Below are 22,948 nucleotides of genomic sequence, written 5' to 3'. Positions count from 1 at the left end.
AGCCTTTTCTTTTTGATATCATTAGGTATTTTCGCAAATCCAATGTATCGGAAAGCAAAAGGCTTTTCACGTTAAAACGACATTATTTCAAAAGGTTGCCTGTCGATTTTTCCTCGGTCATGCCAACCCCGAAACTTGAGTATTTATGCTATGCACCATCAAGAGGTTTTGTCCATATTTTTGTTTTATTTCCACTGATTACATTTTCGGTATTGAGCCGGGGAGCGTTGAGGGAATATCCCATTTTCAATGGTAGGCGCACATGTTCTCACATGAACAATGCACTCGGAACCGGTTGCGTCTCCTGGCTTGCTGGAGTGCCGGGCTGCGCTGCCCGGGGTTGGCGTACGGACAACGGCCCGCTGTCAGTCGAGAGAGCGTCGAAAGCCCGTGAAGCGGAAACGGTCGGTCAAAATCCCCTCGCCCAAACCGGGCTTGGGCAGGCGTGGAATTGTGCATGCCGGCGGCCCACAGACGTGGTAGAGAGGAGGAAGAAATACGGGTCGGTTGCGGCGTCTTCCGTCAACGACTCTCGTGTAACGTAAGGAACACCCGATCATGGCACAGCAATCGACATTCGCCCCCTCGGCCGCCGCCTGCCCGGAGCGCATCGCGTTCAAGGTGCTGGTGGCCATCAGCGTCTCCCATTTTCTCAACGACCTGCTCCAGTCGCTCATCCCGGCGATCTATCCGTTGCTCAAGGATAGCTTCCAGCTCAGTTTCACCCAGATCGGGCTGATCACCCTGACCTTCCAGATGTCCGCCTCCCTGCTGCAGCCCCTGGTCGGCCTGTACACAGACCGCCATCCCCAGCCATATTCCCTGCCCTGGGGCATGGGCTGCACCCTCGTCGGGCTGGTTGCCCTGGCGTTCGTTCCCACCTATGGCTTGCTGCTGCTGGCGGTGGCCCTGGTCGGCACCGGTTCGGCGGTACTCCATCCGGAATCCTCGCGGGTGGCGCGCATGGCCTCGGCCGGGCATTACGGCTTGGCGCAGTCGATCTTCCAGGTCGGCGGCAACGGCGGCACCTCGGCCGGCCCCCTGCTTGCCGCCCTGATCGTCATTCCCTACGGGCGGTCGAGCCTGGCGTGGTTTTCCCTGGTCGCCTTTTTGGCCATGCTCATTCTCTGGCGGGTCGGCACCTGGTATGCCCACAAGCAGCGGCAAGGTCGACGGGTCAAGACCGTGGCCGCAGCCGACACCGCGCGGGGCGGGCTGTCGGCGGCCTGGCCGGTGCTGGTGCTGCTGGTGCTGATGTTTTCCAAATTTTTCTACATCTCCAGCCTGAACAGCTACCTCACCTTCTACCTAATGGACAAGTTCCAGGTTTCGATGCAGGTGGCGCAACTGCATCTGTTCGTTTTTCTGTTCGGCATGGCCCTGGGCACCATGGTCGGCGGCCCGATCGGCGACCGTATCGGCCGCAAGCAGGTGATCTGGTGGTCGATCTTCGGCGCAGCTCCCTTTGCCCTGGCCCTGCCATATGCCTCGTTATTCTGGACCGGGCCGCTGACCTTTGTCATCGGCTTGTTGATGTCCTCGGCCTTTCCGGCAATACTGGTCTATGCTCAAGAACTGTTCCCCGGCAAGGTGGGCATGATTTCCGGTCTCTTTTTCGGACTGGCGTTCGGGTTGGGCGGGATCGGCGCCGCCCTGGTGGGCCGGTTGGCCGACGCGCACGGCATCGAGGCGGTCTATGGGCTCTGTGCCTGGCTGCCCCTGCTGGGGCTGGCGGCGGTGCTGCTGCCGAACCCGCGGCGGCAGGCGGAGGAAGCGTGAAGGGATGATTTGATATTTAACTGAAAAAACGTTTTTGTTTCAGGTGGCGTTCGGTTGGCGCATGCCGCACGCTAGGCACTGTTTTCTGTAACCCCAGACCAGGAGGTAGGCCATGCTGACCGGAAAATATCGCGATTTCTACCGTCGGATCAAGACCACCATCCCTCCCGAACGGCTGGTCACCGACCCGCTGCGAACCATTGCCTACGGCACCGATGCCAGCTTCTACCGGCTGGTTCCCAAAATCGTCATCAACGTGGAGAACGAAACCGAGGTGCGGCGCATTCTGCGGGAAGCGGGGCGGCTGGCATTGCCGATCACTTTCCGGGCCGCCGGCACCAGCCTGTCGGGCCAGGCGATCACCGACTCCATTTTGGTGCGCCTGGGCCGGGGCTGGGACGATTACCGGGTGCTGGAGCGGGCCGGCAAGATCCGCCTGCAGCCGGGGATGATCGGCAGCCACGCCAACCGCATCCTCGCCGAGTTCGACCGTAAGATCGGTCCGGATCCGGCCTCCATCGACAGCGCCAAGATCGGCGGCATCCTGGCCAACAACGCCAGCGGCATGTGCTGCGGGGTGGAACAGAACAGCTACCGCACCCTGGACGCCATGCGCATCGTGCTTGCGGACGGCACGGTGGTCGATACCGGCGACGACAAGAGCCGCGCCGCTTTCGGCCGCAGCCACGGGCAGATCCTCGACGGGCTGGCGGACCTGCGCCGGCAGGTGCTGGCCGACCCCGAACTGGCTGAGCGCATCCGCTACAAGTTCAAGATCAAGAACACCACCGGCTACAGCCTGAACGCCCTGGTCGATTTCGACGATCCCTTCGAGATCATGCAGCATTTGATGGTCGGTTCGGAGGGCACGCTCGGTTTCGTCTCCGAGGTGGTGTACCGCACGGTGGTCGAGCACCGCCACAAGGCCAGCTCGCTGATGTTTTTCCCGGATACCCGCACCGCCTGCGAGGCGGTGATGCTCCTGAAGCCGCAGCCGGTAGCTGCCGCCGAACTGATGGACCGGGCCAGCCTGGCCTCGGTGACCGGCCAGCCGGGCATGCCCGACTTCCTTGGGGAATTGGGCCCGGAGGTGACCTCGATTCTGGTGGAGACCCGGGCCGAGACCGCCGAGGCGCTCGCCGCCCAGATCGACGGCATCAAGGCGGCATTGGCCGGCGTCCCGACCGTGCGGCCAATCGAATTCACCGCCGTTCCGGCAGAGTTCGCCCAACTGTGGAAGATCCGCAAGGGGCTGTTCCCGGCGGTGGGCGCGGTCCGCCGCACCGGCACCACGGTGATCATCGAGGACGTGGCCTTTCCCATCGAGCACCTGGCGGACGCCACCATCGACCTGCGGGAACTGCTGCTGCGCCACCGCTACACCGAGGCGATCATTTTCGGCCACGCCCTGGCCGGCAACCTCCATTTCGTCTTCACCCAGGATTTCTCCACCCAGGCCGAGGTGGTGCGCTACCGCGATTTCATGGCCGAGGTGGTCCGGCTGGTGCTCGACAAATACCACGGCTCGCTCAAGGCCGAACACGGCACCGGCCGCAACATGGCGCCCTTTGTCGAAAAGGAATGGGGCGAGGCGGCCTTTGCCCTCATGCGGGCGATCAAGCGCCTGTTCGATCCCGGCAACCTGCTCAACCCGGGGGTGATTCTCAACAGCGATTTGGAAGCCCACATCAAGAATCTCAAGCCGCTGCCCCCCACCCACGAACTGGTGGATAAATGCATCGAATGCGGTTTTTGCGAGCCGATCTGTCCGTCGCGGGACTTGAGCTTCACGCCCAGACAGCGGATCGCCGGGCGGCGCGAAATCAGTCGACGGATGACCGGCGTTGCTGGCGAGGCGCCACTGCGCCGACTGGTGCGTTCATACCGCTACCAGGGAATGGATACCTGCGCTGCCGACGGGCTGTGCTCGACCCTGTGCCCGGTGGGGATCGACACCGGCAAGATGATCAAGGCCCTGCGCGAGGAAGCCCACGGCCCGTTGGCCGATGCCGTTGCCAACTGGACGGCGGACCATTTCGACGGCGTGGCCCGGGCGGCGGCGGCCACGCTCAACACCGTCGACCGGTTGCACCGGCTGACAGGCACCCCCCTGATGGAAACGGTGGCCGAGGCGGCGCACAAGGGCACGGCCGGCCTGGTGCCGCAATGGAACCGGGCCATGCCCACCGGCGCGCCCAAGGCGGCGGTGGCGGGACAAACCGCCGCGCAATCCCTGGCCGTGGTTTATTTCCCGAGCTGCTCCAGTCGGGCCATGGGGGGACCGGCCCGCGAGGAAACCGACCGGCGCGGCCTGCCCCAGCAAACCCTGTCGGTGCTGCGCAAGGCCAACTGTACGGCGATCCTGCCGGACAATCTCGAGGCGCTTTGCTGCGGCCAGGCCTTTGAGAGCAAGGGCTTCCGGCTCCAGGCCGACCGCAAGGCCGGCGAGCTGAGCGAGGCCCTGCTGCGTGCCTCCCGGGACGGCGCCCTCCCCATTCTCTGCGATACCAGCCCGTGCCTGATGCGGATGCGGTCCACCCTCGACAAGCGGCTACGGCTGTATGAACCGGTGGAGTTCGTGCTCGACGTGCTCAAGGATCGGCTGCGGTTCACCCGCAAGGAGGCCACAATCGCCCTGCATGCCACCTGCAGCACCCGCAAGATGGGCCTGGATGCCAAATTGAAGGAATTGGCTTTGCTGTGCGCCACCGAGGTGGTGGTGCCCGAGGATATTTATTGCTGCGGTTTTGCCGGCGACCGGGGGCTCAATTTTCCCGAGCTGAACGCCTCGGCCCTGCACGGCCTGGCCGACCAGGTGCATGGCTGCGAAGCCGGATACTCCACCAGCAAGACCTGCGAGATCGGACTGAGCCTGCACGGCCGCATCCCCTATCGCTCGATCTTCGCCCTGGTGGACGAGGTCGCCACCCCACTCGATCCGTAACGCAAGGCAGGGACGTTTCGCGATTTCCGTAAGCCGTGGTTCCTTGAGGATGAAAAAGCCGTTCGTTTTTGAGCCAAGCCCCTGACCGTTGTCAGGGGCTTTTTGGTTGGAGTCAGTGCCTAGGTTGTTTCCTGGCGGGGAAGTGGGAGGAGGGGGCGGCGGAGCCGCCGCTGTGCAGGCGGATGTAGTGCAAGCAGTCCTCGCCGGACACGGGCCGGCAGAACAGGTAGCCCTGGAAGAGGTGGCAGCCGATGCGCAGGAAGTAGTCCAGCTGTTCCAGGTTTTCAATTCCCTCGACCACGGTCCTGAATCCCAGGGCGCGGCTGAGCTCGACGATCGACAGCACAATGGATTCGTTGACATCACCGTTGCCGACCTGGGTCAGGGAACGGTCGAGCTTGACCGTATCTATGGGGAATTCACGGAGATACCTGAGCGAGGTGTGGCCCATGCCGAAGTCGTCGATGGCTACCTGCACCCCGCTCAGCCGCAGCCGGCCGAGCATGTCCAGGGAGGCGGCATCGGGTTCGAACATGGTCGATTCGGTGATTTCCACTTCCAGCTGCGACGGCGGCACTCCCGCATCCTGCAGGGCGGCGATGAGATCGAGATCAAAATAGGGTGCGAGGATCTGCCGGGGGATGACGTTGATCGACATGACCAAATCATCGGCCACCAGTCCTTTCCAGGCGGCGCGCTGGTTGCAGGCTTCCCGGAGAACAAAGCGGCCGAGCCAGCCGATCCCGTCCGTGTCCTCGGCCAGGGCGATGATCAGCGGCGGCGGAATGAAGCCGAAAACCGGGTGCCGCCAGCGCAGCAGCGCCTCAACCCCGCGTATCCGGTTGCTGATCGCCTCGACCTGCGGTTGATAGACGATAAACAGCTGGTCGTCGCGATCCAAAACCCCCTTCAAGTCCTCGGCCAGCAGTTTGGCCAGGCGGCCGGCATCGCCCGGCAGGTCGAGGCATCTGCGTCCCTGCGGCCCGGTCGTGCGGCTTTCGGCGGCCCGCAGCAAGACCGCAAGCAGGTGCTGGCCTCGATCCTCCAGCAGCCGGTCCCCGATTCGGACAAAAGGAATATAGATGGCGGTTCCCAGCGCCAGGTTGATCAGCTGCATGCAGGTGCCGGTCAACGAGCCGGTGGCGATGAAGCCGCTGAGCAGGGCCGGAGTGGTCCATGAGGCGGTGGCGATGGTGCGGGGCAGGAGGTCGAAAGCCGTGGCCAGGTAGGCGGCGATGGTCTGGATGAGCGGGACCAAGAGAAAAGGGATCAAGTAGACGGGGTTGAAGACCAAGGGGAGGCCGAACAACAGCGGTTCGTTGACGTTGAACAGGCCCGGAACCAGGGCGAACAGGCAGAGCTTGCGGTTGCCTGCGTCTTTACCGCACAGGAAGACCGCCAGGATGAGGCAGAGGGTGCAACCCGCTCCGCCCATGTTGGTGAAGGCATCGAAAAAGGCCTTGGTGAAAATGTGGGCCGGAGGCAGACCGTTGGCAAAGGCGGCGGCGTTGGCCATGCCGGCCGGCGCCAGGATGTCTTCCTCGACCGAGAAGAGGATGTTGGGACCGTGCAGGCCGAAAAACCAGGAAAGCTGGGAAAACGCCGTGTAGACGAGCCCGGTGGCGAGATGGTCCCAGGCGCCTGAAAACGACGGCAGGGCGAGCAGATGGTGCAGCTGATCATGCAGGTTCGCGCCCCGGGGCAAGAACAGGACACGGATCAGGGCAAAGATGCACATGGTGACCATGCCGGCGGGCAGGACGGTGAGCACGTCGCTGATCGTCGGGTCGTGCCCGGCCGCCCCCAGGGAAAGCCGCAGGGCGGGGATCCGGCTGAGCCGCAGATAAAGCAAGGTGGAGGCAATCGCCACGGCCAAGGCGATCAGCAACCCTTGACCCAGGGAGAAAAGAACCGGCCAAGAGCCCGTTTCCGCGGGCGCGCCGACAATGAAGAAACACGACAGCGACACGATGGCGGCCATGATCGGGCTGACCGTGGACAGGGGATCGCGCTGGTTCGCCAAGGTGGTCATGATGCTGCTGAAGGCGCACAAAACGACCAGGGCGGTGATGCCGAAGGAGCCGGCGACCAGGTTGTCGCAGACCTGCCGCCAGTTCGGATCGAGCACCCGGTCCATGGCGTTCTGGACGGATTGCAGGGGGAAATCCCTGACCAGGAGCGCCAGGGCGCCGATCATGATCAAGGGCAGGGTTACGGCAAGGCTTCGCTGTACGGCAAGGAAAAACGGCAGGTTGGCCAACCGTTCCGCCCATGTGTACATCGCGGGTTTGTTGTCTGCGTTCGGGAGGGTCTCGTTGATCATGACGAGACGATTATAGTCAGAAAACTGGATGGAAACCAGAGCACGCGATAAATAAAGCGGATTCGGGGAAAGACGAGAAAAGGGGAAAAGATCGTTCGTTCAGGCAGCGGCTGGTCCGCATCCCGCCCCGGATGTCCAGAGCGGGATGCGAACGCCAAAACCAGACGGTTTGGTTCGGCCGGCACCGTCAGTACGCGGTCACATCGAGCGCCGGTATTGGCCGCCCACTTGGTAAAGGGTTTCGGTGATCTGGCCGAGCGAGCAGACCCGCACCGCGTCGATCAGTTCGGCAAAAACGTTGCCGTTGTCGATCACCGTTTGCTTGAGCCGGTCGAGCACGGGACCCGCGGCCTCGCGGTTGCGGGCCTGGAAATCCCGCAGCCGTTTGATCTGCGACTGCTTTTCCTCCTCGGTGGAGCGGGCCAGCTCGATTTCGATCGGCACCTCACCCTTGGGGTTGCGGAAGGTGTTGACCCCGATGATCGGGTAGGAGCCGTCGTGCTTCTTGTGCTCGTAATAAAGCGACTCCTCCTGGATCTTGCTGCGCTGATAGCCGGTCTCCATGGCGCCGAGCACGCCGCCGCGCGAGGCGATGGCCTCGAATTCCCTCAATACCGCTTCCTCGACCAAGTCGGTCAATTCCTCGATGACAAAGGCGCCCTGGTTCGGGTTTTCGTTCATGGCCAGGCCCCATTCGCGGTTGATGATCAACTGAATGGCCATGGCCCGCCGTACCGATTCCTCGGTGGGAGTGGTGATCGCCTCGTCGTAGGCATTGGTGTGCAGGCTGTTGCAGTTGTCGTAGATGGCGATCAGCGCCTGAAGGGTGGTGCGGATGTCGTTGAAGGCCATCTCCTGGGCGTGCAGGGTGCGGCCCGAGGTCTGGATGTGGTATTTGAGCTTCTGCGAGCGTTCGTTGCCGCCGTACTTGTGCTTCATGGCCACGGCCCAGATGCGGCGGGCCACCCGGCCGATCACCGAATATTCGGGTTCCATGCCGTTGGAGAAGAAGAAGCTCAGGTTGGGGGCGAAATCGTCGATGTGCATGCCCCGGGCCAGGTAGGCCTCGACATAGGTGAAGCCGTTGGCCAGGGTGAAGGCCAGCTGCGAGATCGGGTTGGCGCCGGCCTCGGCGATGTGGTAGCCGGAGATCGACACCGAGTAGAAGTTGCGCACCTGGTGCCGAACGAAATACTCCTGGATGTCGCCCATCATCTTCAGCGCGAACTCGGTGGAGAAGATGCAGGTGTTCTGGCCCTGGTCTTCCTTGAGGATGTCGGCCTGGACCGTGCCGCGCACCGTGGAGAAAACCCGGTCGCGGATGGCCTGCCGCTCCTTGTCGTCCGGCTGACGGCCGTTGTCGGCCGCGAATCGGTCGATCTGCTGGTCGAGGGCGGTGTTGAAGAAGCAGGCCAGGATGATCGGCGCCGGGCCGTTGATGGTCATCGAGACCGAGGTCGAGGGCGCGCAGAGGTCAAAACCGCCGTACAGCACCTTCATGTCGTCCAGGGTGGCGATGGATACGCCCGAATTGCCGATCTTGCCGTAGATGTCCGGGCGTTCGTCCGGGTCGCAGCCGTACAGGGTGGCCGAGTCGAAGGCAGTGGAAAGGCGGATGGCCGGCATGCCCTCGCTGACCTGCTTGAAGCGTCGGTTGGTACGGAAGGCATCGCCCTCGCCGGCGAACATCCGGGTCGGATCCTCGTTTTCCCGCTTGAAGGGAAAGACACCGGCGGTGAACGGAAACAGGCCGGGCACGTTTTCCCGCATCAGGAACCGAAGGATCTCACCTTGGTCCTTGTACCGGGGCAGGTAGACTTTGCGGATGGTGGAACCGGAGAGCGAGGTTCGGGTCAGCTTGGTGCGGATTTCCTTGTCGCGGATGGTGACCACGTGCTCGTCGCCCGAATATTGGCGCACCAGTTCCGGCCAGGTGTCGAGCAACTTTTTCGCCTGCGGATCGAGTTCGTCCTCCTTGGCCGCGAGCAGTTGGTCGAAGTTGGTCACCGGCTTGCCGCAGATGCCGAACATATCCTTGGCCAAGGCCAGGGCCTGGCGTTCGCGCGCCTTGTTCGCCTGGTTGTCGACGCGGGCGTGGTAACCGCGCACGCAGTCGGCGATCTCGGCCAGGTATCGGGTCCGTTCGGGCGGCACGATGGCCCGGTTGCTCGGCGTTGCGGGTGCGGCGGTCTTGGGCAGGCGGCCGGGTTCCAAGGCCAGGCCCAGTTCTTTCAGGGCGGGCAGCATGGCCTGGTAGAGGGCGGTGACGCCCTCGTCGTTGAAACGGGCGGCAATGGTGGGAAAGACCGGCATCTGCTCCGGCGGGGTGGCGAATGCCTCGTGGTTGCGTTGATATTGCTTGCGCACGTCGCGTAGGGCGTCCTCGGCACCGCTGCGGTCGAACTTGTTGATCGCCACGAAATGGGCGAAATCGAGCATGTCGATTTTTTCCAGCTGCGAGGCGGCGCCGAATTCCGGGGTCATGACGTAGAGCGAGACATCGACGTGCGGCACGATGGCGGCGTTGCCCTGGCCGATGCCGGAGGTCTCGACCACGATCAGGTCGAACCCGGCAATCTTGCAGGCGGCGATCACCTCGGGCAGCGCCACGGAAATTTCGGAGCCGGTCTCGCGGGTGGCCAGCGAACGCATGTAGATATGCTCGTGTTCGATGGCGTTCATGCGAATCCGGTCGCCCAAAAGCGCGCCGCCGGTGCGTTTGCGCGAGGGATCGATGCTGATGATCGCCAGCTTGAGGCGGTCGTCCTGGTCGAGGCGGAAGCGGCGGACCAATTCGTCGGTAAGTGAGGACTTGCCCGCGCCACCGGTGCCGGTGATACCCAAGACCGGAGTTCTGCGGCCGGCCGCGCGGTCGCGGATCGCCTGGACGAGCCTTGCCGGCGCCTCCCCGTTTTCCAGCACGGTGATGATGCGGGCGAGCAGCCGCCGGTCGCCGCCGGCAAGTTGGGCAAGCAATGCCTCTTCGTCCGTCGGCAGCGGGGGAAGATCGACATCGGCCTGTTCGACCACCTCGTTGATCATGCCCTGCAGGCCCATTTTTTGGCCGTCCTCCGGGGTGTAGACCCGGCTCACCCCGTAGGTGTGCAGCTCGTTGATCTCCTCCGGCACGATGACACCGCCGCCGCCGCCGAACACCTTGATGTTCTGGCCGTCGCCTTGCTTGAGCAGATCGATCATGTATTTGAAGAATTCGACATGGCCGCCCTGGTAGGACGTGACCGCGATGCCGTGCGCATCTTCCTGCAGGGCGGCGGTGACGATTTCCTGGACCGAACGGTTATGGCCGAGGTGAATGACTTCCACGCCGGTGGCTTGGAGGATGCGACGCATGATGTTGATGGTGGCGTCGTGGCCGTCGAACAACGAGGCCGCGGTGATGAAACGGACCTTGCGTGCGGGTTGGTAGTGCGTTTGCTGGCCGGTTGGAAGGTGAGACATGACGGATCTCCTGACAAAAGTTGAGTGGATGGCATTGGACGAAACGCCCAAGGCTGGATCGATCAAGCTTCAGGGAGAACACAAGAGGGTGCGCTAACGTAAAGCACCCCTTGGAAATTAGCAAAACAAATTTTCGCCGGGTGGGGAAACTGGGGCGGAAACGGCAGCAAGCTGCCACATTGTGCTTTCATCGCCGACCAACATCGCACAGGTCACTTTTCCGCAACTCTTTTTAAGACCCAGATGTGCGTTTGCCGGATGACTCATTGTTTTTCCGGTAAGATCGCTTATTGTACCCTTACGCCAACGCCGCGCCGGCGGCGACGATCCGGTGCGAACATTCCCGAGGTCACGCGCCATGCGGTATTCGATCATCTCTACCGTTTTTCTTGTCCTGATGCTCTTCTCCTGTTCCCCGCGTCCCTATGACGGCCCGGTTTCCGACCATTTCGACGGCGAGCGGTTTTTCAATCCCGGCAAACCGGAAAACAAAACCTTTTTCCGGGTGCTCAAATGGTATGCGACCCGGGTGCGCCAACCCTGGCCCGCCTTCAGCGAACTGCCCTTCACCGACAAGCCGCCCCAGCGGGTTGAAGGCAATAGGGTGCGGATCGGCTTTGTCGGCCATGTCACCCTGCTCATCCAAACCCAGGGCCTCAATATCCTGACCGATCCGGTCTGGTCGGACCGCGCCAGCCCGTTCACCTGGGCCGGTCCCAAGCGGGTCCATCCGCCGGGTATCCGTTTTGAGGATCTGCCGCCCATCGACGTGGTGCTGATCAGCCACAACCACTACGACCACCTCGACCTCGACACCCTGGTAAGGTTGTGGCAGCGCGATCGGCCCCTGTTCATCGTGCCCCTGGGCAACGAGACGCTGATTCGCGGACGCGTGCCCGAAGCCCGAATAGAGGCCCGCGACTGGGACGGCCAGGTGGCGGTGTCTCCGGGGATGACGGTGCATCTGGCGCCGATGCATCATTGGTCGGCCCGCGCCCCCTGGGACCGCAACCGAGCCCTCTGGGCCGCTTTCGTCCTCGCCACCCCCGGCGGCACGCTCTACCTTGTCGGCGACAGCGGCTATGGCGGCGGCGACAATTTCCGCACCGCGGCCGCCAAGTACGGATCGTTCCGCCTTGCCGTCCTGCCCATCGGTTCGTACGATCCCCGTTGGTTCATGGCCGACAACCACATGAATCCCGAAGAGGCGGTCAAGGCCTGGAACGACCTGGGGCGGCCGCCCATGCTGCCCACCCATTACGGCATGTTCCAGCTGGCCGACACCGGCTATGAGGTACCGTTGCGCGACTTGAAAGCCGCCATGAAGGTCGCCGCCGTTCCCGAGGGCCGCATTCGGCCGCTCGACGCGGGCGAGCATTGGTGGGTGGAGGAACAGGCTGGTACCCCGGTGGCGGGGCGGTGAGGAGGGACGAGCCCGATTCAGGGCGTCGCAGCCGGCAGCGCGTGCAGGGGCTGGCCGACGATGTTGTCCGAAACGATGCCGGCGAGGCTGCGTCCGCTCGCCCAGGCGATGAGGCGCGGGTCCTTGGCCGCGTCGGTGCAGAAAAAATCCGGATTCACTGTTGCGCCGGTGCGGGCCAGGTCGAGCCGGTCGGCATCGAAACAGGTGCGCACGGTCACCTCGTCGTGGGTGCGGGCGGCCAAGGCGTCGCTTCGCCTCGCCCGAGCAGGGAGCGGCTGTAACAGTCGGGGCAGATGCCGTGGCTGAAACGGGCGTCGCTGTGCGCGGTGATGTACTTCTCCAGTTGCTCCCAGGCATCTTGCTCGGTGCGAATTTTCTTGCAATACATGCAAATGGAAATAAGGCCCTCCAGGCGTTTGATCCGGGCCAGGGTGGCCTCGACCTCTTCTTTTTGGCGGGCCAGCAGTTCCTGCTGCTGTTTCTGCACGCCGATGTCGGTGACCGAAAACACGGTGTAGCCTTTGGGTCGGTCGCCGAGCACAATGGTCCGTCCGTGCTGTTTGGCCCAGAACTGCTCGCCGTTGCTGCGTCGATGGAGGATTTCACCCTCGAACCGGCCGCTTGCGGCAATGTCGTCATAGATCGTTTGGCCCGCCCTCTCGAACAACTTGTCGTTTTCGTACAGGCAGCGCGCCGATTGGCCGGGCAAGGTGCCGGGCGGAAACAGGAACATGGCCTCCATGGCAGGGTTGCAGGAGACGATGACCCGGTTCTTGATAATGCAGATCCCGGTCGGCAGGGTGTCGAGAATGGCTTTTTGTTCCTCCAGCGCCTCCCGCAATCGCCGATCGCTCTTTTCCTTGGACAAGACCAACATGCCGAAGCCATTGGCCAGCATGATGTAGAACACCACGGCAAAGGTGACGAATTGGATGGTGTTTGGGGAAAAAAGGGCGAATTCCTCGGTGGCGATCAGCGCCAAAACCCCGCGGAAGCAGGCAATCAGGGCCAAGAGGGCGATGCTCCAGGCCATGAAGGTCTGCAAAGGGGAGGTTTTCGAAGCGCTTTGCAACATCTTTCTGGCTGCGATTGCCAGGAGCGGCGAGGCCAGCAGCGAGGTAATGGCAAGCCGTTTGGACGGCGGCAGCGGCGTGGACAGGGCGAGACCCGCCAGCAGGTAGATGAGGCAGGTGATTCGCATCGCCGAGGCAACGGGACGATTCGCGATCTGGAAAATCGCCCAGCATTCGTAGGAGAAACCGGCGAGCAGGCAGAAATTGCCCAGGGTGTAGCTGAGCAGATCGATGACCGTGCCCCGTGCGGCCAGCAGCAGCCAGCCCGCACCTTGCAAACATTTGGCCGCGATCCAGAATGGATTGCGTTCGGAGCGTTCCTGGCTCTCCTGCAAGACGATGAGCACCATGCCGAAGACAAGGTTGCCGAAGCCCAGGGCCAGGATGATAGTTCGTATATCCAAAAAATTAGTTCCTTGTTTCCGAACGGGAAGACGTTGACGACCATAACTGGATCATAACGGAAAAATGTAGTGAAAGTAAAGGGTTTGCTGGTTGGAACCTGGGGGGTGCTAGCCGATTTAGCCGAGGCGGCCGAGGCGCTGAACGGGATGTGCTTGGCATGGGGACTCAGCGGGCCGACCGAATGGAGGGGCGATGATCGCCAACCGTCACCGACGTTGCATGGCCGTGGCCGTTGGCGTGATGCTCTCGCAGCAAGGCCGCCGCGAGAGCATCATCAAATAATGTCCGCACGGCCGGTCCGGCGTTTTCTCGGCCGTACCGGAGCGGCTTCATGGACGCGGTTCCAGGACAAACGGCTGAGGCAACGGGTGCCGCCCCGCCTCCTTTATCCAGCTGTAGCCAATCGCTGCCCCAGCTGGACGGCCCGCTTGCAATCCTCCGGAAAGACCGATGATCTGCGCGCCGCCTTCCGGGCCGGATCCATGCATTCCATGGTCACCTTGCCATAGTCGGAAAACTGGTAGGTGTCGTAGCAGCACAGAGTCTCGGGCTGAATGCCGAAGACGCGGTCGAGCACGGTTTCGGTGGCTTCGAACATCGCCGGATAGCCCAGGCGGGCGCACTGTTCCGCGTCGACATTCATGGTGTAGACCACGGCTGTCCGGATGGTCCGGGGAAAGAGCGCGCGCGGCGGCTGGCTGTAGACGAGCGGCGCGAACAGCAGCCGTTCCAGGAAGGAGCGCATCTCGCCGGTCATTTGGCCAAAATAGATCGGCGAGCCCAGGACGAGGGCGTCGACCCCGGTTTCGATCCGTTCCAGCACCGGCCGCAGTTGGTCCTGCATGGCGCAGCGGCCGTTGCTCGGACCGTCGACCAGCTTGCAGGCAAAGCAGCTGGTGCAGCCCTTGTAGTCGAGATCGTAGAGATGGACCAGTTCGGTGGACGCGCCCCGGGCGGCGGCACCTTCGAGGACCTTGGTCAGCAGAGTGGCGGTGTTCCACTTTTTTCTCGGGCTGCCGTTGATGGCCAGGACATGCATGGCGTCCTCCTTGTGGGTTGCGCTTGCCCGGCGGGACCGAACGGCCGGGAAGCAGTTTTCGGCCGGGGGCCGGCAACAGGCGCTCCCGGCGGCTAATACCGCACCGTGGCAAGGAACATGGTGGCGGTCCAGTTTTCGTCGCCGCCCAGCCGGGCGGTGGCGCCATCGGCAGGAATTGCCAGGGCTCCCACTAGGCTCAAGGTCAGATGGGTGTTGACCGCCCAGTCGGCGATCAGGTTCCATTCATCGACATAGTGGCTGTCCTGCACCTCGAAATAGGCCGGGTTGTGCAGGCTGAAGCGGTAGTAGAACAGGTTGAGGGTCAGGGGTTCCACCGGCTGGACCTTGAGGCGGAGCATATGCGAGTCGAGATTGGTGTTGAATAGGTCGTACTCGCCGGTGATCTCGCCCTGAAACCAGGAGCCCCAATCGGTGGCGCCGTAAAACAGGGTGTCGTAGTGCTCGTCGAAACTGGCGTAGCGATAGGTCAGCTCCGGCTTCCAGGCAAATTCGCTCCATTGGTAGCTGGCCGAGGCGTACCAGCCGATGCCCGCGTCCTGGCCGTGGTCGCGCTCTTCGCGGACGAATTCGCCGTTGAGCGTGAGCGGCCGCAGCAGCGAGGGGCCGTTGCCCACCGCAAAGGGCTTGATGCTGCCCCGCAGGTCATAGACCTGCATGCCGTCGCGCTCGGGCAGGTCGGACGCGATGGTGGCGAAACTGCCGCCCAGGCTGGCATTGTCGGCAAAGGCGTATTCCAGGGTGCCGCCCCCTGCCTTGGTGTCGATGGGGAAGACGTCGTTGTCCTCGAAATAGAACAAATCGCCGGCCCAGGCCCCGCTTTTCATTCGGACGATGGCGGCATAGTCGGCGCTCCTGCGGCTGCCGAGGTAATAGGCGGCCCGCCGGAAGCCGGAACATCCCTCGCTGTAAAAGAGGAAACCGGTTCCGGTGGTGTAGGTCTGGCGGCCAAAGGAGATGTCGAGAAAATCCTCGCCCAGGCTGCCGAACAGCGTGCCCGAGCGCCAGCCCGCATAGGCGTTGTCGATGCCCAGCCAGCTGACGTCGCCCATGTCGGCATTGGTGGCGTCGGCATCGATGCCGCCGAAGGTATTGGCCTGGACCACGTCGATCCTGCCGTACAAACTCTGGGTGTTGGGTAGCACGTAGTGGCCTTCCAGTCCGGGGCGGATCAGCGATTCCGACCAGGAGTCCACCTTCTGGCCGGCGAGCACGCCCTTGTCGTTGCCGTACCAGGCGTTGCCCTGGCTGAAAAAGGCGAAGTCCAGGCCAAGGGTGGCCTGGAGATAGCTGCCGTTATCGCTCTCATAGAAGCGCAGCGGATTGGCGGGTTCCTCTTCGGCGGCCGGCAGGGCGGCGGGCAGAACAAGGGCGGTTGACAGCAGGAAGAGGGCGGTCGAACATGTTTTGCGCATGGCTCTATACAATCGCTATGAAAAAATGAGTGCGGGGCGGCATGGCGTCTGCCGCGTCCGGTGAATGTCGGTATCCTTGGCGGATCTTTACGTGACCGCGCTGCGCCCGTCAAGGGCTTATCACCTCTTATTGTTACAAAAAATGGCCGGATAGCCAGCGGAATCGAGGCGGTGGAGCGAGGGGAGGGCGGGGGCGGGCTAGCCGTTGTCCTGGGCTTGGATGTGGGCCAGCACCAGGTTGATTTCGCCAAACGAATAGCTATCGCCCAGGGCGGTTTTCAAGGCCTTGAGGGAGCTGGCCGGCAGCGGGCGGATCTTGTCTTCCAGCTCGCGGATTCGCTCCGGGGCAAGCAGGCCGGCAAGGGGCAAGGTTCCGTTCTTGACGAAATAGGCCAGGTGTCCCTCGACGGTCTGGAGGGTGAGTCCGCGCCGGTCGGCGATCTCCGGCAGGGAAAGGCCGGATTGCAGCATTTCCAGGCTGACGGCCTTGGTGTCGAGCCGTTGTCCCGTCCGCTTGGGCGCGCCGGTCGGCCCGATGGTTGACGTCGATGGCGGGATGGTCGCCCCATGGTCGCCTGCTTCGCGCCAATCGGCCACCAGGGCCAGGATCTCTCGGCCGTATCGTTCGGCCAGCCGCTTGCCGATGCCCTTGACGGCCTGCAGCGCCTCCATGCTGTCCGGCAGGTGGATGGCGAGTTGGATGAGAGTCTTCTGGTGCATGACCTGGTAGGGTGCCAGGCCCGCGGTGGCGGCCGTGTCGTTTCGCCACTGGCGCAGGGCGCGAAACAGGGCCGGGTGGCCGACATCGGCCTCGGTGTAAAGCTCCTCGGCAGGCTTGGGCCGTTTTTCCTCGGCCATGGCCGCGACCGACAGCGCCCGGAGATAGCGGCCGGGCGAAAAATCTTCGGCGCACACCCGGATCGCCGCCTGTTTGCCCGCGCATTCCTGGCGGAGCAGCTTGACGACCTCTTCGATCCGCTTGCGGATTTCCTTGTTGTCCGATGCCACTTCCAGACTTTCGATGCAGGGGCCGAGCCCGGCGGCAAACTGTTCGGCAAAATAAACGCCCGCCTTGGCCAGCCGCTCCCGGACGACCGGATCGGCGGCCGGCTCGCGCTGCGGCGTAAACAGCGACTGCAACTGGAGCCGGAACCGGTCGCCCACGGCGCAGATGGCGTCCTGCGCCTGCTGCCGCACCGCGAACACGTCGTCGGTTGCGTTCACCTGGACGATGCCGGCATTGTGCCGCAGCAGTCCGGTCAGGCGGCCCAATAGTCCGGCCAGGGCGCTGAAATCGAAGCAGGCCAGCAGCAGCTTTTGCTGGTAGCGAATCCGGGCGGCGGCGAGATCGGCTTCGGTCGGGGGCTGAGCGGCGGTCCGGGCGACGAAATCGCGAACCGCCGGATCGGCCGCCACTGTCCGGGCGGCAAGCGGCGAGCTGAGCACCAGGCCTTCGAGGCTGCGGCAGCGGCTCAAGCCCACATAGACCTGGCCGTGGGCAAAGGCTGCCTGGGCGTCGATCGCCACCCGGTCGAAGGTCAACCCCTGGCTTTTGTGGATGGTGATCGCCCAGGCCGGCTTGAGCGGGATCTGCTGGAAGCTGCCGACCACCTTGGGCGTGACCTCGGCGGTCTCGGCATCGACCGCATAGTCGATGTTTTCCCAGGTCATGGTCCCCACCTCGATGGGGCCGTCCTCCCCCGGACAGACGACCCGCACGCTCTGCCGCCCTATTTCGTCGACCGTGCCGATCTTGCCGTTGAAGAACCGCTTCTCCGGCGAGGTATCGTTGCGCACGAACATCACCTGGGCCCCCGGCTTCAGTTCCAGCTCGGCGGCGGTGGGATAGGCGTATTCCGGAAAGCTGCCCTCGATCTCGGCCGCAAACCGGTGGGCGGCGGTGGGCAGGGCCTCCAGCCGAGTCGCGTTGATGGCATCGGCCTGGCGGTTGTGGGTGCAGAGGGTGATGACGCCTTCCTCGGGCGCATAGCCGGGGCGACAGCGGGCATTGAGCGCTTCCAGGCCGGCAGCGTCGAGGCGGTTGTCGCGTACCTGGGCCAGCAGGTCGATGAAGCGCTGGTCCGACTGGCGAAAGATCCGGCCAAGTTCGATCGCCACCAACTCGAGCCGTTGCAGGGCCAGGCTGCTGAAAAAATAGGGCGAACCGTAATGCGGCCGCAACAGCTGCCATTCCGCTTCCTTGACCACCGGCGGCAGTTGGTGGAGATCGCCGATCATCAGCAGCTGCACGCCGCCGAAAGGCAGCTCCGAGCGGCGGTAGCGCTTGAGCACCGCGTCGACGCCGTCGAGCAGGTCGGCCCGGACCATACTGATCTCGTCGATGACCAGCAAATCGAGGCTTTGCATGAGATTGCGTTTTTCCCGGCCGACCCGGTGCCGGCCGTCGCGCAGGGTCGCGCCGGGAACCAGAGGACCGAAGGGGAGCTGGAAAAAAGAGTGGAGGGTCAGGCCGCCGGCATTGATCGCCGCCACCCCGGTGGGCGCGGTGACGACCATCCGTTTGCCGGTTTGTTCCTTGAGCCGGTGAAGGAAGGTGGTTTTGCCGGTTCCGGCCTTGCCGGTGAGAAAGACGGCGCAGTCGGTCTCTTCGACAAAGGCGCGGGCCAGATCGAATTCAGGGTTGGGCTGCGGCACGGGCAATCATTCGGGCTTGCGCCGCAAGGTCTTGAGCCGGGAGCGGCGGACTTTGGTCTCGTGTCGCCGTTGCCGGGCCGCCAGGGTCGGTTGGGTGGCTCGCCGCTGTTTGCGCGGGACCATTGCCGTCCGAATGATGTCGGCCAGCCGTGCCAGCGCCGCCTCCCGGTTTTTTTCCAGGCTGCGGAATTCCTGGGCCTTGAGCACCAGCACCCCGTCCTCGGTCAGCCGTTGGTCGTGCAGGGCCAGCAGCCGCGTCTTGACCGCCTCGGGCAGGCTCGAGGCCCGCACGTCAAAACGCAGATGCACCGCGCTGGCCACCTTGTTGACATTCTGGCCGCCTGCGCCCTGGGAACGGATGCCGGTCATCTCGATTTCATGGGCGTCGATGGCCAGGGTCGGGGTGATGAAGAGGGTGGGCATGGCGGCCATGGTCACGCTTTGGCAATCGGCGGCCGCGATTCGGCCAATTCGGCGAGAGCCGCCTCGGTGGTGAGCAGGCGTGCCCCGATTTGGCGCATGTCCGCCAGGGCCTTGTCGCTGTCGTCCGGTTGCAGATTTACTCCGGCAACGGCGTCGATCAACACCGTTACCTTCAGGCCGCGTCTGCGGGCGTCGAGCACCGTGGAGCGAACGCAGTAATCGGTGGCCAGGCCGCCGATGAACAGGTGGCCGACTCCCTGGCCGTCGAGCAGGTCGGTAAGACGCACCCCGGCATCGGTGACACCGTCAAAGGCGGAGTAGCCATCCAGGTGCTTGGTGATTCCCTTGTACAGCAGAAGGCTGCCGGCGGGCAGCCGCAGGTCCGGGTGGAAGTCCGCACCGGGGCTGTTCTGGATGCAGTGCACCGGCCACAGGCCGCCGTGCGTTTGAAAGTGGCCGGTGGCGGGCGGGTGCCAATCGCGGGTGGCCAGCACCGGCAGGCCGGCGGCGGCAAAGGCGGCGGCCGCCCGGTTAAGCGGCGCCACCACCCGGTCGCCGTCGGGGACGGCCAGGGCGCCGCCGGGGCAAAAATCGTTCTGCACATCCACCAGGATCAGGGCCAGCCGTTTCATGCGCGCCTCCTTCCGACGTGTTCCGTCTGGATCAGGGAGCCTCGCATTTCTTTCAGGCGGGCCGAGATCGATACCTTGTAGCGGTGCGGATTGACGAACCGGCGGCAGCCCCGGGGCAGGAGCGTCAGTTGGTGGCGGCAGCGCTCGGTCATGCGTTCAAGCGGCTCCGGCGCCAGCAGGCGGCGGCCGTCCGCCATCACCGTTTGCCGCAGGTCGATCAATTCGACGTTGCCGGGCAGGGCGGTCCATTGCAGGGGATTGACCGGGTCGAAGACCGTGTCTCCGGCGACGAGGGTGTCGTCCTCCAGGCAGATCACATCCTGGATGTAGTTGCCGTCGGGTCCGATGGCGCGCAACAGTCGCTTGTTTCCCGGCAGGGTGGCCTTGGCTATGTCGCTGGTGATCTTCATTTTCGGCCGGCCGTCGATGGCCACCAGCTTGTAGACCCCGCCCAGGGCCACGCCTCCGATGCCGGCGGCGGTGGCCAGCTTGGTGCCGACGCCGTAGATGTCGACCCGGCCGCCCTCGTCGCGGATCGAGCCGATCACCTGTTCGTCGAGCTCGTTGGAGGCCAGGATGCGCACCTCGGGGAAGCCGGCCGCGTCCAGTAGGTGCCGGGCCTCGCGCGAAAGATAGGCCAGGTCGCCGGAATCGAGCCGGATGGCGCGCAGGCTGTGGCCTTGGGCGCGCAATTCGCGGGCCACGGCGATGGCGTTGGGCACGCCGCTGCCGAGAGTGTCGTAGGTGTCGACCAGCAGCACCGAGCTGTCGGGAAAGGCGGCGGCATAGGCGCGGAAGGCGGTCAGTTCGTCGGGAAAGGATTGGACCCAGCTGTGGGCATGGGTCCCGCGCACCGGCAGGCCGAAGGTCATGCCGGCCAGGACGTTGCTGGTACCCTTGGCTCCGCCCACGCAGGCGGCGCGGGAGGCGGAAAGGCCGCCGTCCGGCCCTTGGGCGCGCCGCAGACCGAACTCGATCACTTCCGCACCGGCGGCGGCATGACAGATCCGGGCCGCCTTGGTGGCCACCAGGGTCTGGAAGTTGATCAGATTGAGCAGCACGGTCTCGACCAGCTGAACCTCGGCCAGCGAACCCGAAACGGTGAGCAGCGGATCGTTGGCAAAAACCACCGTGCCTTCGGGGGGAGCGACCACCGTGCCTCGGAAACGGAAGTTCCGGAGGAAATCGAGGAATTGCGGCTTAAAAAGGCCGAGGCCGTGGAGATAGTCGAGCTCTTCGGCGGAAAAACACAAATGTTTGAGGCAATCCAGCGCCGGTTCCAGACCGGCGAACACCGCGTAACCGCCGGCAAAGGGATTGGTGCGGAAATACAGGTCGAACACCGCCTGCTTGTCGGCCATCCCTTCCTCGAGGTAGCCGGCCAGCATGGTCAGTTCGTAAAGATCGGTCAGCAGGGGCGACAGTTGCATGAAGCCACCTCCGGACAGGACATCCGGAGTGCAGCCGGCCAAGGAAGGCGGCGGACACCCAAGGGTTGCCTTGTTTGCCCGAAAGATCAGAGTGTTGATGGAATGGGATCGTACTGGTGTGTTGATAGTCGATAATGGGCGCCATCGCAAGTGCTTTCCTTGTGGTACCGCAATCGGACGGATTCCAGTTTTTGTTCGCCCGGGCGGGCCGGAGCGGAGCGGGACGACACGGCCGATGGTTGGCCGCGTCCAGTGGTGAAAATGCGGCTGCCATCCGAATCTTCCGTTCGTTTCCCAGCCTTGAAAATCGTTGCTCGCGCTGAACCTGGCAAGCCATTGATGACGCCAACGGGAAAAAATAGCCCAATTGCCCTCCAGCGGCGTTTTTTTGCCTTGAAAATACTCTTTTTTGCTTATAGACACCGGGTCACCGCGTAGCATACATTCAATTTGGTAATAAGTCTGGAACGGCAACGCCTTTAGCGGTACGGGGCACTCCCATCCTGTCGGGAAAAAGAGACCTTGCCTTTTCCCGTTCATCATCGGCTCGAAAATCGTCGAATGGCAGGGGCGAGCAGGCGTCAGGGCGAAACGGGGAGAACATGTGCAGGCGGCATGCATGCCCCCGCCGCCCCTGATGCCGGACAAAGCCGTTATTCCATTTCGATCGCAAGAGCACGACCATGCAATTCAATTCAATCACCGCGAGCAAGGAGATCAACTCCGGCCGCCGGTTTTTTTTTGCACTCTTCCTCGTCTCCGCCGTGCTGCTGACAGCCTGGAGCCCGTCCCCATCTCTGGCCGGCAAGATCGTGGTCATTGGCCAGGATGAGAGTTGCCCCGCTGGAGCGCGGTGCGACCAGGCGCCGCCCGGCGGACGGCATCAAACCGCGAAACCCGGCGCTGGACCGAGCAAGGCTGCGGCGGGAAACAATATTTTCGGCAGCTATTTGCAGGGCTATTTCAAGGACGCCGACAAGGGCAAGCCTGCGGCGGCGGGGAAGGACAGCCCCGCCGAGCAAGAGATGACTGCGGAGGAAAAGACGGTAGACGACCGGGCCGCAGGGGAAGACGGCACAAGCAAGGACGACGAGGACATCTACATTTTTCTGCTGGCGGACACGATGGAGGGCATCCCCGGCTATTATGCCTACACCTTTGGCGAAGCGAGCGAGACCGACGGCAATGCCATCCTCCTCGGCGACAGTCTCATGGGGGTGTCAGCCAATGGCTACGAGGAGGATATGAAGGATTTCATGCCCACAGAGCGCCGAGCCGTTGTAATCGGCCGCTCCAGTGGAACGGCAGGCAGCGGCAAGCAGCAGGGAGCACGGGCCGCGTCCGCACCATTTTCGGTCAATTCCGATTTCACCGCCCCGGGCTCTGTGCAGCATAGGGGCGATTTTCCGGCCAAGTCCCGGGGGAGAATTTTTATTGTCGAGGCCGAAAAGTTAACCCCGGCCCTTGCCGAGGCCAGTGTCGTTTTTGACAATTCCCCGCATGAAAACATCCGCTCTGTCGAAGACGGACCGAAATACAGGCCCGTCCAATCGGCGGGAGGCAGCGGTGTCGTGCAGGCGTCCACCCTTTCTCTGGGCCAGAATGCGGAATCGGGCAGCTTGACAATCAGGGATTTCTTCAATTTCAAGGACGATAAAGAAGAGACCGACAAACCCATCATCATGTTCATCGTGGTGGGATTGGGAATCCTGCAGGCTGTGGTGTTGGCGGTGACCGTCGTTCGCATCCTGATTGAGCGGGCGCGATAGGCGTTGCGGGCAAAAAATGGCATTTATTTGCCCCTTGTGGTTGATGGCACAACACTGTATAATTACAGATCTTTGTCGTAATTGCAGCCATGGCTGCAAACGGTAGCAAGAGGCGAGGGCTTTTCCTTTGCCGCCGGGCTGCCGATAGACCAAGAGCCGAT

At 63.2% G+C, this 22,948-nt stretch carries 15 protein-coding genes; 5 read left to right on the top strand and 10 right to left on the bottom strand.

The genetic code is table 11. The annotated features are described in order from the left end of the window. The 3 genes from RMR13_RS11425 to RMR13_RS11415 form a co-directional block, all read left to right on the top strand. Window positions 1–545, top strand: a 545-nt coding sequence (locus RMR13_RS11425; protein ID WP_310600757.1) for a hypothetical protein, incomplete at its 5' end; no start/stop codon positions are given. 13 nt (window positions 546–558) lie between these two features. After that, window positions 559–1,779 (top strand): MFS transporter, encoded by a 1,221-nt coding sequence (locus tag RMR13_RS11420; RefSeq protein ID WP_310600756.1) that lies wholly within the window; start codon window positions 559–561, stop codon window positions 1,777–1,779. 112 nt (window positions 1,780–1,891) lie between these two features. Beyond that, window positions 1,892–4,723, top strand: a complete 2,832-nt coding sequence (locus RMR13_RS11415; protein ID WP_310600755.1) for an FAD-binding and (Fe-S)-binding domain-containing protein — start codon at window positions 1,892–1,894, stop codon at window positions 4,721–4,723. 112 nt (window positions 4,724–4,835) lie between these two features. Here RMR13_RS11415 and RMR13_RS11410 read toward each other — a convergent pair whose 3' ends face one another. Next, window positions 4,836–7,004 carry an EAL domain-containing protein gene (locus RMR13_RS11410; protein WP_310600754.1) on the bottom strand — a complete coding sequence of 723 codons (2,169 nt, stop codon included), beginning with the start codon at window positions 7,002–7,004 and terminating at the stop codon, window positions 4,836–4,838. Between the two features lie 240 nt (window positions 7,005–7,244). Then, window positions 7,245–10,505, bottom strand: a complete 3,261-nt coding sequence (gene icmF / locus RMR13_RS11405; protein ID WP_310600753.1) for a fused isobutyryl-CoA mutase/GTPase IcmF — start codon at window positions 10,503–10,505, stop codon at window positions 7,245–7,247. 358 nt (window positions 10,506–10,863) lie between these two features. Here icmF and RMR13_RS11400 point away from each other — a divergent pair, with 358 nt between their 5' ends. After that, entirely contained in the window at window positions 10,864–11,928 is a 1,065-nt protein-coding gene (locus tag RMR13_RS11400; RefSeq protein ID WP_310600752.1) for an MBL fold metallo-hydrolase, read from the top strand. A 17-nt stretch (window positions 11,929–11,945) separates the two neighbouring features. Here the strand turns inward: RMR13_RS11400 and RMR13_RS11395 are convergent, their stop codons facing one another. The 8 genes from RMR13_RS11395 to RMR13_RS11360 form a co-directional block, all read right to left on the bottom strand. Next, entirely contained in the window at window positions 11,946–12,170 is a 225-nt protein-coding gene (locus tag RMR13_RS11395) for a hypothetical protein (protein ID WP_310600751.1), read from the bottom strand. Further along, entirely contained in the window at window positions 12,143–13,405 is a 1,263-nt protein-coding gene (locus tag RMR13_RS11390; protein WP_310600750.1) for a PAS domain-containing protein, read from the bottom strand. Before RMR13_RS11390 ends, RMR13_RS11395 begins: the two co-directional genes overlap by 28 nt. 386 nt (window positions 13,406–13,791) lie before the next feature. Then, window positions 13,792–14,445 carry a flavodoxin family protein gene (locus RMR13_RS11385; protein ID WP_310600749.1) on the bottom strand — a complete coding sequence of 218 codons (654 nt, stop codon included), beginning with the start codon at window positions 14,443–14,445 and terminating at the stop codon, window positions 13,792–13,794. A 92-nt stretch (window positions 14,446–14,537) separates the two neighbouring features. Next, entirely contained in the window at window positions 14,538–15,878 is a 1,341-nt protein-coding gene (locus tag RMR13_RS11380) for a hypothetical protein (RefSeq protein ID WP_310600748.1), read from the bottom strand. Window positions 15,879–16,076: 198 nt separating this feature from the next. Then, a complete protein-coding gene (locus RMR13_RS11375) occupies window positions 16,077–18,533 on the bottom strand; it encodes a helix-turn-helix domain-containing protein (protein ID WP_310600747.1) in 2,457 nt (818 codons plus the stop codon). Between the two features lie 6 nt (window positions 18,534–18,539). Continuing rightward, window positions 18,540–18,956: an alternative ribosome rescue aminoacyl-tRNA hydrolase ArfB gene (gene arfB / locus RMR13_RS11370; RefSeq protein ID WP_409070287.1), complete on the bottom strand. Its 417-nt coding sequence runs from the start codon at window positions 18,954–18,956 to the stop codon at window positions 18,540–18,542. A gap of 11 nt (window positions 18,957–18,967) precedes the next feature. Further along, window positions 18,968–19,588, bottom strand: coding sequence for an isochorismatase family protein (locus RMR13_RS11365; RefSeq protein ID WP_310600745.1), 621 nt, complete (start codon window positions 19,586–19,588; stop codon window positions 18,968–18,970). Further along, window positions 19,585–21,018 carry a nicotinate phosphoribosyltransferase gene (locus RMR13_RS11360; RefSeq protein ID WP_310600744.1) on the bottom strand — a complete coding sequence of 478 codons (1,434 nt, stop codon included), beginning with the start codon at window positions 21,016–21,018 and terminating at the stop codon, window positions 19,585–19,587. The genes RMR13_RS11365 and RMR13_RS11360 overlap by 4 nt, the downstream gene beginning before the upstream one ends. 812 nt (window positions 21,019–21,830) lie before the next feature. Here RMR13_RS11360 and RMR13_RS11355 point away from each other — a divergent pair. Continuing rightward, the gene (locus tag RMR13_RS11355; RefSeq protein WP_310600743.1) at window positions 21,831–22,787 is read left to right on the top strand and encodes a hypothetical protein; all 957 of its coding nucleotides are present in this window, start codon (window positions 21,831–21,833) and stop codon (window positions 22,785–22,787) included. The last annotated feature ends 161 nt before the right edge of the window (window positions 22,788–22,948 follow it).

The sequence above is a fragment of the Desulfobulbus sp. genome (assembly GCF_031547805.1).
In the GTDB taxonomy this organism is placed as follows: Bacteria; Desulfobacterota; Desulfobulbia; order Desulfobulbales; family Desulfobulbaceae; genus Desulfobulbus.
The sequence above is the reverse complement of the archived record's forward strand: the minus strand, read 5'-3'. Positions and strand labels throughout refer to the sequence as shown.

Coding starts and splice junctions, on each gene's coding strand:
- icmF (WP_310600753.1), bottom strand. CDS start 10,505: ATGTCTCACCTTCCAACCGGCCAGCAAACGCACTACCAACCCGCACGC.
- RMR13_RS11410 (WP_310600754.1), bottom strand. CDS start 7,004: ATGTACACATGGGCGGAACGGTTGGCCAACCTGCCGTTTTTCCTTGCC.
- arfB (WP_409070287.1), bottom strand. CDS start 18,956: ATGCCCACCCTCTTCATCACCCCGACCCTGGCCATCGACGCCCATGAA.
- RMR13_RS11380 (WP_310600748.1), bottom strand. CDS start 15,878: ATGCGCAAAACATGTTCGACCGCCCTCTTCCTGCTGTCAACCGCCCTT.
- RMR13_RS11420 (WP_310600756.1), top strand. CDS start 559: ATGGCACAGCAATCGACATTCGCCCCCTCGGCCGCCGCCTGCCCGGAG.
- RMR13_RS11400 (WP_310600752.1), top strand. CDS start 10,864: ATGCGGTATTCGATCATCTCTACCGTTTTTCTTGTCCTGATGCTCTTC.
- RMR13_RS11365 (WP_310600745.1), bottom strand. CDS start 19,588: ATGAAACGGCTGGCCCTGATCCTGGTGGATGTGCAGAACGATTTTTGC.
- RMR13_RS11415 (WP_310600755.1), top strand. CDS start 1,892: ATGCTGACCGGAAAATATCGCGATTTCTACCGTCGGATCAAGACCACC.
- RMR13_RS11385 (WP_310600749.1), bottom strand. CDS start 14,445: ATGCATGTCCTGGCCATCAACGGCAGCCCGAGAAAAAAGTGGAACACC.
- RMR13_RS11360 (WP_310600744.1), bottom strand. CDS start 21,018: ATGCAACTGTCGCCCCTGCTGACCGATCTTTACGAACTGACCATGCTG.